Raw genomic sequence first — 14154 nt, forward strand, 5'->3', positions numbered from 1 at the left:
CGCCGGCGTCCGTCAGTGACTCAGCTCCCGCAACAGCCATGCCCTCGCGAGCTCCCAGTCGCGCCTGACGGTGCGCGGCGAAACATCCAGTGCCGCGGCGATCTCGTCCTCGGTCAGACCGCCGAAATAGCGCAACTCGACAATCCTGGCCTGGCGCGGGGCCATGCGTGAAAACGCGGTGAGTGCATCATCCAGCGCCAGCAGGTCCTGGTCGGGTTCGCCGCGAACGACCGCCGTTTCGTCCAGCGCCACCTGCACGGCGCCGCCGCCACGCTTGCGCGCGCCGCGGGCGCGCGCTGCATCCACCAGGATGCGCCGCATCATCTGGGCGGCGAGGGCGAAAAACTGCGCGCGGTCGCGCCATTCGATCGCCGCGGCATCGGTGAGGCGCAGGTACGCCTCGTTGACCAGTGCCGTCGTCTGCAGGGTGTCGGCCTTGCGCTCATTGCGCATGTAACGGTGCGCGATGCGGTGCAGCTCCCCGTAGACCTGTTCCATCAGTTGGGCCAATGCGGCCTCGTCGCCCCCGGTCCAGGCTTTCAGGAGTCTGGTGACGTCTGAAGAAACCGCGTTCACGGCCCACTCCGTTGCCTGCGCAAGGCAGAGTCTAGCGACAACGTGGCCGGATCGGTTGACCGTTTGCGCCTTTGCCCAAGGGGATGCCTTCGGCGCTTTGCCGACGGCCAGGACCGTCCATGAAAAGAGGAAACCACCATGCAACGCATCGCACTTTCGATCGCCATCGGGCTTGCAGCGATGGCCGGATTCACGAGCCCGTGGGGGACCGGCGCCGCGTCCGCGGCGGAACCCGCGGCCACGGCCCCTGCGGGCCTGTTCGGGCAGGTGGTCGTCTTCGGCGACAGCTTCAGCGACACCGGCAATTTTTCCACCGCGCTGGGTTTCCCCGAAGTGTCACGCTTCACGACCAATCCCGGACTCGTCGCCGTCGAGCACATCGCCAACCATTTCGACGCACCCATTCGCCCTTCCCTGCTGGGCGGCACCAATTACGCATACGCGATGGCCGGGGTGCTGCTCGAGCAGCCCGATGACCTGTCGTTCGTGACTTCGATACCGGCACAGCTCGATGCGCACCTTCAGGCATCCGCGGGCAAAGCCGATCCACGCGCGCTGTATGTGCTGGAGGCCGGCGCCAATGACGTGTTCACCGCTTTCGAGCAGGTTGGCGACGGTACGATCCTGCCGCAGGAAGCCGAGTCCAACCTGCAGGCAGCCGCACAGGCCGAATTCGGGATGATCAGCCGGTTGCAGCAGGCCGGCGCACGCCACCTGATGGTGTTTGCGTTGCCGGACCTCGGGCTCTCGCCGGACGTGATTGCGTTCGGGCCGGAAATAGCCGCCGAGCTCAGCGACATGACCCGCCTTTACAACCAGGCGGTCGATGCGGGACTGGCCCATGCCGGCCTCGACATCATTCCAGTCAATACCTTCGTCCTGTTCAACGAATTTGTCGCCGACCCGGCGCGCTACGGGTTCACCGACGTGACCACCGCGGCGTGCAGTGACGGCGGCGAGTCGTTGCAGTGCGGGCCGCAGGGTTCAGGTGCGCCGTACACGTATGCGCCCGGTGCCGAAAATTCCCATCTGTTCGCAGACTTCGCGCATCCGTCGAGCGCTGCCCACGCGATGCTGGCGCAGTACGCGGAATCGATCGTGATCGCGCCGGGCCAGATATCGTTGCTGGGCGAGGCGCCGCTGCAGGTGAATGCGAGCGTCAACCGCGCGGTGCTCGACCAGGCCAGGACCAGCCTTGGGCATGCGCCCGGCAACGGCCTGCGCGTGTGGGCCAATTACGACTATGCACGCCAACGGCTGGATGCGCAGGTCGATTCGCCAAAGAGCAGCAACGACGTCCACACCCTGAGCGTCGGCGGCGACGTCCATCCGTCCAATGCCCTAACCGCGGGGCTCGCCTTCAGCGTCGGCCGGCAGCGCGATGATTTCGCCGGCCATGCCGGCGGCTTCAGGCTGCAGGACCTGCTGGCGACCGGCTACGCGATGTGGAGCTGGCAACGAGCCTACTTCGGGGCGATCGGCAGCTTCGGGCACCTTGGCTACAACGACATCCAGCGCAAAATCCCGATCGGCCCCACGGTGCGCAACGAGAGTGGCGACACCTCGGGGTCGCATGCCGGGTTCGCGCTGACCGGCGGCTGGTGGCTAGACTTCGGCAACTGGAAGGCCGGCCCGTATGCCGACGTGACCTGGCAGCGCATCGCGGTGAACGGCTTCGGTGAGAACGGCACCGATGCGGCCGCGATGACCTTCGGCAGGCAGCATCGGCATTCGCTGATCGGCACGCTGGGCTGGCAGATGACGGCCAACCTGCAGGCCGGCGGCACGCAGCTGCATCCATTCGCACGCGTGGCGTGGAACCACGACGACGCCGGTCCGACCGATGTCACCGCGGGCCTGGTCAGCATGTCGGGCACCTTCACGCTGCCGGGCTTCGCCCCGGACAAGAACTGGGGCAGCGTGAGCGCCGGCCTGACCGCCGACTTCTCGCCCGACTTCTCGGGCTGGATCAGCTACGACGGCCGCTTCTCGGATTCGAGCCAGCGCGTCGACAGCCTGAACATCGGCGCGCGGCTGCGGTTCTGATGCGGCCACGATGCGGTGCACGACCCAGGGGGCCAGAGTCACGCCGGTGGCGCCACCGTCGAAAAGTGACTCTGACCCCTTTATCCCGTCAGGCGTCGGGGGTCAGCGAGGCCGGTGCACCGCACGTGGAACCCTGGGTCAGGCACGGATATTTGATGCCGAGCTGCTCGAGATACGTGCCGTACTTGGCCGGGTTGTAATAGAACTTCTGCATCAGCGGCCGCATGATCTTCATCGAGGCGTCGTTGATGTGGATCGCGGGCGCGGCGTCGGCCGGCAGGAATGACGCGTACACCACCGGCTTGTCCGCGCCAAAAGCCTTCTCGGCGAGCTTGGGTTGTTCCTCGTCGAAATACTTCTTGGCTTGCGCGACGAGCCCGGGATCCAGGTACAGGTCCAGCGCGGTCATCGCCAGCACCTTGCCTTCGGCCACCGATCCCTTGTGCGCGATCGGTGTCGCGCCGGCCAGCGCCGCCGCCCAGTTGTGCCCGCCAATGCCGGGAATATTGCTGGGGAAGATCAGCCGCACGCTCGGCACCGACCACATGACATCGCCGATGTCATCGGAGCCGCCACCCGACGGATGCTCCGTCCCCGTGCCAAGCTCATCGAGCTTGGTCGTCAAGCCAATCTCGGGCTTGCCGACGAGTTTCTGCACGCCCTTGGCATAGGCTTGGTCGGCTTCGCTCCACTGTGGCAAGCCCACCGCCTGGATGTTCTTGTACACCGCCTCGGCCAACGGCTTGTTGGCCCAGGACGGCCAGGCCGATCCCACCACCTTGCTCGTGAACGTGGTGCCGAACATGTCCGCCGCCGCCTTCGCCGCCCGGTTGCCTGCCGCATAGTCGGACAGGATCCACTCCGGCGTCACCTCGCGGTAGTAGTACCAGTTGGTGGCCAGGTGCGGCACGATGTTCGGCTGGTCGCCGGTGAACGGCAGCACGTTGTGCGTGCGCGAGCTCGGCCGGAAGAACTGCCGCATGAAATTGATGCCGACGTCCATCATCTCGACCGAAGCCAATGCGCTCTTCCCTTCCCAGGGCGCGCCGGCGGCGTGCACCGACTTGCCGTTGAAGGTGTAGATCACGGAGATCAGGCCGGTGCCGGCGGTACGCCCGTATTCGGTCTTCAAGGCCGAACCGACGTGGGTGGAAAGTACGGCGTCGACGTCCTTGAACACGCCGGCACGCACGTACCACGCCTTGCCGCCGACGATCTCCTCGGCGATGCCGGGCCAGACCTGGATCGTGCCGGAGACATTGTTCTTCGTCATCACGTCCTTGAGCGCGAGGGCCGCCACGACCATGCCGCCCAGGCCGCTGTTGTGTCCCTCGGCCTGGCCCGGGCCGCCCACAATCATGGGATCCTCCTTGAGCACGCCGGGCCATTGCGACAGGCCCGGCAGGCCGTCCTCGTCGTTGTTCAGCGATATCGTGGGCTTGCCCGAGCCGTGGCTCCAGGTCGCCAGCCACGCCGTCGGCATGCCGGCGATGTTGGACTGGATCTCGAAGCCGTGCTTGCGCAGGATGCCGGTGAGGTACTTCTGGGTCTCGCTCTCGTGGTAGCCGATCTCCTGGAAGCTGAAGGTGGAGTCGACGATCTGCTGCACCAGCCTGGCGTTCGCGTCGACGTACGCCGCCGCCTGCTGCTTCAGGGCCGCGCGGTCAGACGTCTGCGCATGCGCGGCAGGAACCGCGACCATGCTCGCGGCCGCCGCCACGACGAACATCCCCAGCGCCTTCGCGCTCATCTTCATAGCCGACATCGCTCATCCCCTCTTGGCTGCAAACCCATGGCCGTCGACCGTCATTGCCGGCGAGCAGCCGCCCCTCCCCCATGCGCCCCCGATTGTTGCACATCTGCGCGCTCGCCTTCCGGCGACCCTCACTCGTCATTCCCGCGAAAGCGCACTACTGTCCGGAACGTTTTCGGAACCGCCTTTGCTTCATCTACGGTATCGTGCCAGGACGCCGAAATCCTACCTGGCGTCATTCCCGCGAAAGCGCACTGCTGTCCGGAACGTTTTCGGAACCGCCTTTGCTTCATCTACGGTATCGTGCCAGGACGCCGAAACCCTACCTGGCGTCATTCCCGCGCAAGCGGGAATGACGCCGAGGGGTCGCTCCACGGGAATGACAACAAAGACAGCGGCACGACCTTGGCACATGGGTTCCCGGAATTGTTCCAGACAGCAGTGCGCTCTCGCAGGACTGCCGACGGGCCAGTTCGACGGGGCGAAAGGGGGTCAGTCTTTTGGCGCCGGGCCCTTGGTTGCGGTGACGAACGCGTCGTCGCGCACGTGCCGGGCAAAGGCCTGCTGCACCTGGGCCGCGGTGAGCTGCAGGTAATGCCGGCCGGCGATCGTCGCCTCGTCCAGCGGCTTGTCCTCCTGGGCGAGCTGCAACAGTTGCCGGCCGATCATGCCGAAGCTCGACTCGCCGAGCGGAATCTGCCGCAGCAATACGCCCTTGGCGCGCTTGAGTTCATCGGCCGTGACCGGTGCGGAGCGCATCTGCGCCACGTCGCGCACGACCATGGCACGGGCGGCCGCCACCTTGGCCGGATCGCTGCCATAGGAAACGGTGTAGGTGCTGCGATGCTTGTCGAAGGAGAAGCTGGAGTTGACGCCATACACCAGTCCGCCGTTCTTGCGCAGGTCGTCGGACAGGCGCGACGCGTACATGCTGCCGCCCAGCACCTCGTTGCCCAGGTCCAGCGCAAAGCGCTCCGGGTCATCGCGGGTGACGTCGACGGTCTGCGCCAGTTCCACGCTGTCCTGGACCGCGCTGCTGTCCGGCACGTGCAGCTGCCCTGGTCGGTTTGGCGGCACGGCGGCATAGTCGACATCCGGTTGGGGACCGCTGGCCGCCCAGCCGCCAAAGGTCTGCTCCACCACGTGCCGGGCCGCCTCCGGGTCGACCTTGCCGACGATGACGATGGTCGCCAGGTCGGGGCGCATGACGCTCTGCATGTAAGCCTGCACCTTGGCCAGGCTGAGGCCCATCACGCTTTGCGGCGTCGCATGCCGCAGCGCCGGGTCACCGGCCGGCAGCAACGCCTTGGCCAGGCCCAGCGACATCAGGAAATCCGGTGACTGCAACTGGCCGGCGGTCATCCCCGCCACCTGCTTCTGCACGATGGCAAACGCCTTGGGCGGCAGCGCCGGGTGCAGCTCGTTCTCCGCCAGGAGCTGCATGCCCTCGGCAAAATGCTGCGCCGGGACGGCCAGCGAGAACGAGGCGCCCGCGCTTTCCTGTGCACTGATCGCGTCGAGGGCCTGCTGGAACTGCAGCCGGTCCATGCTGGTGGTGCCGAAGGGGTACAGGCCATCGAGCACATCGGCCACGCCTTCCTCGCCGGATGCCGCCTGCAGGTCCTGGTTGGTGCGCACTCCGCCATAGACCTGGACCGTGTCGCTGATCGTCTCGGGCTGCACGATCAGGCGCAGGCCGTTGGCCAGCGTGGTGGACACCGGCGCCAGGCTGGAGCGCGGCACCTCGAGTTTGGCCAGGGCCTGGCGCGCCCAGTCCGGCAGGGTCACCGGCTTGTCGGGCGCGGAGGCAAAACTCTCGGCGCCGCCGAAGCCCTTGCCGGCAACCGGTTTGCCGGAACTCTCCGGCGTGAGCACCGCGGTCAGCGCATGCTCCGGAACGAAGGTCGCCTTGGCCAGTGCGTTGACGGCATTCGGCGTCACCGCCTCGAGCGCCTGCTTCATCGCCGCGGGCGATTCGAGCTCCTGGAACGCCAGCGCGCTCGACCACGCATTGGCCAGGCCAGCCACGGAATTCTTCTGGAACTCCAGCCCGGCAATGGCCTTGCGCTTGGCCGCCTCGACCAGGGCCGGATCGATGCCCGTGGCCGCTGCGTCGGCCATGATCTTGCGCATGCGTGCCAACACTGGTTGCGGATTCGCGCCCTTGGGGAAAATGCCCACCGCCAGGCCGAAGCCCGCCTGCGGCATGAACTGGGTACCAAAGCCGCCGTACAGCGCCGTGCCGTCAGCACCCATGCCGAACAAGGCTGCGCGTTGCGAACCCAGGGCATCGCCCAGCACCATGGCGGTCGCGTAATCGGCCGTGCGCATACCCGGCAGGCGCCACACTATATACACCGAGCCGTAGGGACTGTCGGTCGGCAGTTGCATGGTCCTGGCCTGCACCGACTGGAACACAAATGCGGGCCGCGCCGGGATCGTCTTGCGCGGGATGTCGCCGAATTGCATCTTCACCTGGGCCAGCGCGGCGGCCGGGTCGACGTCGCCGGCAATCACCAGTATCGCGTTGTTCGGCGCATACCAGGTGTCGTGGAACTGCTTGAGCATGGAGGCGCTGGTCTGGTTGAAGGACGCGCGCGTGCCGAGCGGCGTGTGTGCGTACGGCGTGCCGGCAAACAACTGCGCCTGCATCTGTTCGTAGAACTTGAACGCCGGGTTGGACAGGTCACGCGCGACTTCCTGCTCGATCGCGCCACGCTCCTTTTGCCACTGGTCCTCGCGCATGTCCACGCCACGCATGCGCAGCGCCTGGATGTGCAGCGCCACCTCCAGGTCCTGGGCCGGAGCGACGAAGTAATACTGGGTCACGCCCTGGGTAGTGTCGGCATTGAACGCCCCGCCCATGCTGGCGGCGATCGCCGACAGCTGGTCCTTGGACAGGCCCGGGCTGCCGCGGAACATCATGTGCTCCACCGCGTGCGCCGTGCCCGGAAAGGCGGCCGGCACTTCGTCGGAGCCGGCCAGATAATTCATCTCGGTGGTGACCACCGGCGCCAGGCGATTGGGCACGATGACCACGCGCAAGCCGTTGTCCAGCGTCGCCCGCGTGACTCCAGCGCCGGGGCCAACGCTGGCCGCGGCCCCACCCGCCGCCAGCATCACGATGATGGCGAGCAGCAACCGCGGCATCCACTTGTTCATTGGTCAGTCCTCGCTCTCATCCACACTTGGGCGCGAAATGGTGTCAGGGGCCAATGGCACTTACACAGGCGCAGGACCCTACTTTTCGTCATCCCCGCTTTCGCGGGGATGACGGCAATGAAGGTCTCAGGTTTACATAAGTGCCATTGGCCCCTGACACCATTTCGCCATTTCACCATTCCTGCCTATCCACCAAAAGCCGTCTTTACGGCTGGAAGGCCTGCCTTCTGCAATTTCGTGTTGAGCTGGGCCACGTCCTCGTCCTGGAACCGGTTCCAGCGCGACAGCGCGGCGTCGACGCCCTGGCGCAGCTTGTCCAGGCCGGCGAGGCCAGCCGCCGTCGGCGTGCCGCTGCTCTCCTGCGTGGTGCGCGACAAGCCGCCCAGCATCTGTGCCAGGCCGAGCAGGCTGTCGGAGGCCGGCGCCGCGTCGCCGACGCCGGTGGTATCCGGCAGCGGCGGTGGCGCGTGGCCCTCGATCTCGCGCGCCTGGCCATCCACCTTGGCCACGGCCTTGGCCAACGCGGCCGAGGCCCCGGCCTGCCCGTGCAAGGCGGCCAGTTGCTTGCGCAACTGCGCCACGTCGCGCTGGGCTTGGGCCACCTGGGTCTGCAGGCCAATGACCTGCTGCACCATCGTCGTGCGCGCCTGCAGCGCCGCCGGATCCTGGCGTGTGCCGGCGTGCTGTTCGACGGTCAGCGGCTGGGTGTAGCCCTGGCCATCCACGGTCAGCTTCACCGTGTACGTGCCAGGCAGCACGCGGTGCCCGCCAAACGCGTCGGTGGCGGTCGACTCGTGACCGTCGGCAGCGATGGCGCGCAGATCCCAGCTGAAGCGGTGCATGCCCGCGGTGGCCAGCAGCGGCGGCGGGGTGCTGATCCACACGGCCGGCACGTTCAGGCTCTTGGGATCGGTCGCGGGATATTTCGTGGCGCTGGAGTAATGCCGGATCACCTTGCCACTGGCGTCGAGGATATCCAGTGTGACCGGACCGCTGGCTGCGGATTTCAGGTAATAGTCGAGCAGCGCACCCTTCATTCGTGGCGCGCCCGAGGCCACCTCGATCGGGGTCAGGTTCGTGGCCACGGCAAGATTGGTGTCGCGCTGGTCGTGGTCGGCACCCGGCCGCAGCACGGCGACTTCCGGCTTGAACAGGTGCACGGCAGAGCGCGCGATCGCGGGGCTGAGCTCATGCAGCGGCGAGAGGTCGTCCAGGATCCACAGCGAGCGGCCAAACGTGGCGATTGCCACTGAATTTCCGCGGAAGGCAAAATCGCGGATCTCGGTCACCGGCAGGTTCAACTGCAAGGACTGCCACCGGTCGCCCGCGTCGAACGACACGTAGACGCCAATCGAGGTGCCGGCAAACAGCAGCCCGGGACGATCCGGATCCTCCTTGATCGCCTGCACATAGGCATTGCCCGGCAGGCCCTCTATGACTTCCTGCCAGGTCTTGCCGGCGTCGCGGGTGCGCAGCACGTGCGGCGTGTAGTCGTCCAGCCGGTGGCGGTCGATCGCCGCATACGCGGTTCCGGCATCGGTGTGCGAGGCATCGAGCATGATGACCTTGCTCCACGCACTCAGGCCCTTGGGCGTGACGTCCTGCCAATGCGCGCCGCCATCATGCGTCACCCAAATGAGGCCATCGTCCGTGCCGGCCCAGACCGTGTCCGCCTGCAGCGGCGAGGGCGCGATTGAATAGATTACGCCCCAGTGCGAATCGCCAGTCTTTTGCTGGTAGGTGGTATCGGCAGCCGTGGTGGGGTCGAGGTTGGCCGGGATGCCGGGCTTGGCGCGGCTGAGGTCCTGGCTGATGCGCTGCCAGTGCTCGCCCTTGTCGGTGCTCTTCCACATGAACTGGTTGGCGAAATACAGCGCATGCCCGGGCGCCTGCGAAAACACCGTCGGCAAGGTCCAGGTGTGCCGGAACTGCTCGCCGGGATAGGCCGTCCACGGAGTGATCACCTTCTTGACGCCGGTGAGCTGGTCGCAGCGGGTCAGTGTGTTGGCGTTGAGGTCGTAGAGGAGCGTGGTGGCATACAGGTCGGCCACGCTGTCCGGGTCGACCGCCAGCATGTCGCTCTCGCCGCCGGTGCAGGTCGATGCCCACTCGCGGTAGGTCAGGCGCCCCTCAGCCACATCGGTGACCACGCCGCGCGGGCCGCTGTCCTGCTGCGCGCCATATACCCAGAACGGATCGCGGTTGTCGGCAATCACGTGATAAAACTGCCCGGTCGGCTGGTTGTCCCAGGAGCTCCAGGTGCGCGCGCCGTTGACGCTCACGATCGTGCCCTGGTCGCTGCTGAGCACCATGCGGTCGGGGTCGTCCGGGTCGATCCACAACCGCCGGTAGTCGTCACCGCCCGCCGTGCCCTTGATCGCCGCGAAACTCTTGCCGCCATCGGTCGAGCGGTACACCGAGGTGTTCATCACGTAGAGCTTGTCGGCGTTCTTCGGATCCACGGTCACCCGGTCGAAATACCAGCCGCGGCCCCAGATGCGCGCCTCGCCGTCGGCGAGGTGCCAGGTGGCGCCCGCGTCGTCGGAGCGGTACAGGCCGCCCTGGTCGGCATCCAGGATCGCATACACGCGGTTGCTGTCGGTCGGCGCCACGGCCAAGCCAATCTTGCCCAGGCCGGCGGTCGGCAGCCCTTGCGTGAGATGGGTCCAGGTGTTGCCGCCGTCGGTGGACTTGTACACCCCGCTGCCCGGCCCGTTGGACGGCGGATACACGTTCCAGGGCGGGCGCCGCGTCGCCCACAACGCCGCATAGATCACCTGCGGATCGTCGGGCGCAAAGACCACGTCGATCGCGCCGACGTCGGGGTTCTTGTACAGCACCTTCTGCCAGGTGGCGCCGCCATCGGTGGAGCGGTAGACGCCGCGCTCCGGATTGGCGGCGTAGAGGTTGCCGAGCACGGCAACGAACAGGCGCTGCGGATTGGCGGGGTCCACGATGACGTGGCTGATGTGCATGCTCTTGGGCAGGCCGATGTGGGTCCAGGTCTTGCCCGCGTCGGTGGACTTGTACATGCCATCGCCGTAGGAAATCTGCGAGCGCGGATCGGATTCGCCGGTACCGACGTAGATGACGTTCGGGTCGGACGGCGCCACCGCGATCGCGCCAATCGACGCGATCGGTGCGTCGTCGAAGATCGGCTGCCAGGTGACCCCGGCATCATCGGTCTTCCACACGCCGCCGCCCACGGAGCCGGAATAAAACACGTTCGGTTGTCCGCGCACGCCGGTCACCGGCTCGGTGCGTCCGGCGCGGAACGGCCCCAGCAGGCGCCATTGCAGCCCGGACAGCAGGCTGGCGTCGTAGGCCTGCGCGCTGGCCGCCATCGGCGCCATGGCAAACGCCATGATCGCGGCTGCCACCAGCCATGCCGCACCCAGCACACCATGTCGCACGACAACGTCCGTTCCGCACCATTCGCGCTCTGTCATCACCTTGACTCCCGTTCGGTCTCCGCCACCAGCACCCTGCCCTCAACGCATACCATCATCCGCCGCCACCCAGCGCGGCCACCTGCTGGTGCAACTCGGCTGCCGCGGAGACCTGCACGGCCGTCGGTGCGGCCAGGATCGACACCGCGCCATGCTGGTCGCCATAAATGGCGCTGTAGACGGCAACGAGCCGCGCTTGCAATTTCCGCAGGGCGTCCACCTTTTCCTTTCCGGCCTGCTGCAGGGCGGCGTGCGTCCGGTTCATGTCATCAACCAGCTGCGTCGCCACGTCGAATTGCCGGGCCAGCCCGGCCACCGGCGTGTCGAGTCGCGGGTCGATGCGCAAGGTCAGCGGCTGCGTATAGGTTTTTCCGTCCACCGTCAGCGTGACCTGGTACTCGCCAGGCACCGCGGAGGGTCCGAGCGGGCCCAGCGGCGTGTCATGCAGGATCACGGAAATCGGCCCCCGCCGGCTGCCGGACTGCGGTGCCGGATAGTGCAGATCCCAGACCACCCGGTGCATGCCGGCGTTTGCCGAGAGCACCTGCGGCGGCCGCAGCCAATAAGTCGGGAAATTCAGCTTGGTGGGATCGACCTGCTCGGGCTGGTCGGTCGAGGACAGGCGGAATGCCAGTCGCCCGGCCGCATCGCGAACCTCGAGGGTCACCGCGCCGGTGGCCGGTGTCTTCAGGTAGTAATCGAGGATCGCTCCGTCGGGCGGGTTGTGCCCGGCCGGTGTTTCCTTCGGCATCTGCGTATCGGCGTAGGTGTTGCGCAATACCTGGTAGGCGGCGGCAGGCTTGTACAGATAGACCGGGTCCGCGGCCGCGGCAGCCGCAAGCTGGCGCAGCGGCGTGATGTCGTCGAGGATCCAGAACGAGCGGCCATGGGTGCCCAGCACCACGTCGTTGTCGTGGATCACCAGGTCGCGCATCGAGGTCTGCGGCAAGTTGAGCTGCAGCGGCTGCCAATGCTCGCCGTCGTCCGCCGAATACCACACGGCGCGCTCCGTGCCGGCGATCAGCAGGCCCTTCTGCTCGGGGTCTTCGCGCACCACGTTGGTCGAGGCATTGTCCGGCAGGCCGTTGACGATCAGCTTCCAGGTCTTGCCGCCATCGTGGGTGCGGTAGATGTAGGGCTTCAAGTCGTCCAGGCGGAAGCGGTTGACGGCGGCATAGGCGGTCTGGTCGTCGAAGTGCGAGGCGACCAGCATCGACACCTTGCTCCACGGCGTCATGCCCTTGGGCGTGACGTTGTCCCATTGCTTGCCGCCATCGCGGGTGATCCAGATGTAGCCGTCGTCGGTGCCGGCCCAGATCGTGTCCGTGGTCTTGAACGAGGGCCCGATGCTGTAGATCACGCCGCGGTGGTCGAGCGAGCGTTCGCGCCTGCCGAAGACCCCCAGGGTGGAGGGAATCCCCGGATCGGCGCGGGACAGGTCGGGACTGATCTTCTCCCAGCTGTGTCCGCCGTCGATGGTCTTGAACAACACGTTGGTGCCGTAATACAGCACGTGCGGATCGGCCGGCGAGAACAGCAAGGGGGCCGTGCGGTTGGTGCGGTACTCGCCGTCCAGCTGCGGGCCGACGAACTGGCCCTGGCCCGTGGTCCAGTCGTAGCGGGTGACATCGCCGCCATAGATGATGTTCGGGTTGAGCGGATCGGGAGCCAGGTAGGCGTGCTCGCCGGCGCCGACCGGGTGCCAATCGCGGAACGTGATCTGGCCGTCGTTGCTGCGGCTGAGGATGCCGACCGAACCACTGTCCTGCTGCGAGCTGTAGACGCGGTACGGGAACTGGTTGTCCGTGATGATGTGGTAGGAGGACGCGGTCGGCTGGTTGTACCAGGAGCTCCAGGTCTTGCCGCCGTCAACAGTCAGGGTGGCCCCCTGGTCCACGCCGAGCGCGATGATCTGCGGGTTGGCTGGATTGATCCAGATGCGGTGGTAGTCGTCACCGCCGGGCGCGCCCTTGATTGCCTCGAAACTCTTGCCGGCGTCCAGCGAACGGTAAAACGAGGTGCTGGCGACATAGATCTCATCGGGATTGTCGGGAGCGACCGCCACTTCGGCGAAGTCCGACCCGCGCCCGTAAATGCGCTCCTCATGGTTGACGCGGCGGAAAGTCTGGCCCGCGTCGTCGGAACGGTAGGTCCCATCCAGGCCCGGCGATGCCTGGACCTGCGCATAGATGCGCTTGGGATCGCTGGGTGCGATACCGATACCGAGGCGACCCAGGCCCTGCGCCACCGTCGGCAGGCCCTGGCCTATCTGCCGCCAGGTATTGCCTCCGTCCGTGGACTTGAACAAGCCGCTGCCGGGGCCGTTGATCGAGGTGTTCTCGGACTTCATCGACCACGGCGGCGTGCGTCCGGCCCAGAGCACGGCGTAGACGGTCTGGGCATTCGCCGGATCCAGGGCAACCTGGATCGCCCCGACGTCCGGACTCTTGTACAGCACCTTCTGGAAGGATTTGCCGCCGTCGATCGAGCGGAACACGCCGCGTTGGGCGTTCGGCCCGTACGGATGCCCCAGTACCGCGACGAACAGCCGGTCGGCGTCGTGCGGGTCCACGGCAATCGAGGCGATCTGCTGGCCGTCGCGCAGGCCCAGGTGTTGCCAGGTCTTGCCGGCGTCGGCGGACCTGTACATGCCATCGCCGGTGGACAGGTCCGGCCGCAGCAAGCCTTCGCCTGAACCGACATAGATCACGTTCGGATCCGACGGCGCCACGGCGAGATCGCCCACCGAATTGTTTTCATCGCCCTTGAACAGCGGCTCCCAGGTCTCGCCGTAGTTTTCGGACTTCCAGACGCCGCCGTTGTTCGGGGCCATGTAGAAGACGTTCGGCTGGCCCGGTACGCCGGCAACGCCAACGGTGCGGCCGCCCCGGAACGGACCGATCAACCGCCACTGCAGGCCGGAGACCAGGCTGGCGTCGTAGGGCTGGGCGCCGGCCGCAAGCGGGGCCATGCCGAACAGCATGCACGCCGCTGCCGCCAGCCATGCCACACGCGCCACGCCACGCCGGCCGGCGGCGGCACCGCCGGCGTTGCGCGGGCCTGCCTGCGGAGGCAGACAGACCCTTGCGGGCGGGCGATGCGCTTGCGGGTCCGTCTGGTACCACTCATGCATCGCGATCGTCATGGTCCTGGCTTCCATCTCCGTCA

6 protein-coding genes are annotated in these 14154 nt (G+C 66.8%); 1 reads left to right on the plus strand and 5 read right to left on the minus strand.

The genetic code is table 11. The annotated features are described in order from the left end of the window. Nucleotides 1-12 precede the first annotated feature (12 nt). On the minus strand, nucleotides 13-576 hold the full coding sequence (locus AC3WJB_RS00235; RefSeq protein WP_492677527.1) for a sigma-70 family RNA polymerase sigma factor: 564 nt from the start codon (nucleotides 574-576) through the stop codon (nucleotides 13-15). A 138-nt stretch (nucleotides 577-714) separates the two neighbouring features. Here AC3WJB_RS00235 and AC3WJB_RS00240 point away from each other — a divergent pair, with 138 nt between their 5' ends. Continuing rightward, a complete protein-coding gene (locus tag AC3WJB_RS00240; protein WP_492677529.1) occupies nucleotides 715-2622 on the plus strand; it encodes an autotransporter domain-containing protein in 1908 nt (635 codons plus the stop codon). Between the two features lie 88 nt (nucleotides 2623-2710). On the opposite strand, the gene AC3WJB_RS00245 is transcribed toward AC3WJB_RS00240, so the two are convergent. From AC3WJB_RS00245 to AC3WJB_RS00260, 4 genes are all read right to left on the minus strand, one after another. Then, a complete protein-coding gene (locus AC3WJB_RS00245) occupies nucleotides 2711-4387 on the minus strand; it encodes a zinc-binding metallopeptidase family protein (protein ID WP_492677531.1) in 1677 nt (558 codons plus the stop codon). Between the two features lie 480 nt (nucleotides 4388-4867). Then, entirely contained in the window at nucleotides 4868-7537 is a 2670-nt protein-coding gene (locus tag AC3WJB_RS00250; protein WP_492677533.1) for a M16 family metallopeptidase, read from the minus strand. A 185-nt stretch (nucleotides 7538-7722) separates the two neighbouring features. Further along, nucleotides 7723-10986, minus strand: a complete 3264-nt coding sequence (locus AC3WJB_RS00255) for a VPS10 domain-containing protein (RefSeq protein WP_492677535.1) — start codon at nucleotides 10984-10986, stop codon at nucleotides 7723-7725. A 55-nt stretch (nucleotides 10987-11041) separates the two neighbouring features. Further along, nucleotides 11042-14131 carry a WD40/YVTN/BNR-like repeat-containing protein gene (locus AC3WJB_RS00260; RefSeq protein ID WP_492677537.1) on the minus strand — a complete coding sequence of 1030 codons (3090 nt, stop codon included), beginning with the start codon at nucleotides 14129-14131 and terminating at the stop codon, nucleotides 11042-11044. Nucleotides 14132-14154: the final 23 nt, after the last annotated feature.

The sequence above is a fragment of the Rhodanobacter sp. FW510-R10 genome (assembly GCF_058781105.1).

Excerpts from the sequence above, each read along its gene's own strand:
- AC3WJB_RS00240 (WP_492677529.1), top strand. The coding sequence starts at position 715 with ATGCAACGCATCGCACTTTCGATCGCCATCGGGCTTGCAGCGATGGCC.
- AC3WJB_RS00245 (WP_492677531.1), bottom strand. The coding sequence starts at position 4,387 with ATGTCGGCTATGAAGATGAGCGCGAAGGCGCTGGGGATGTTCGTCGTG.
- AC3WJB_RS00250 (WP_492677533.1), bottom strand. The coding sequence starts at position 7,537 with ATGAACAAGTGGATGCCGCGGTTGCTGCTCGCCATCATCGTGATGCTG.
- AC3WJB_RS00255 (WP_492677535.1), bottom strand. The coding sequence starts at position 10,986 with ATGACAGAGCGCGAATGGTGCGGAACGGACGTTGTCGTGCGACATGGT.
- AC3WJB_RS00260 (WP_492677537.1), bottom strand. The coding sequence starts at position 14,131 with ATGACGATCGCGATGCATGAGTGGTACCAGACGGACCCGCAAGCGCAT.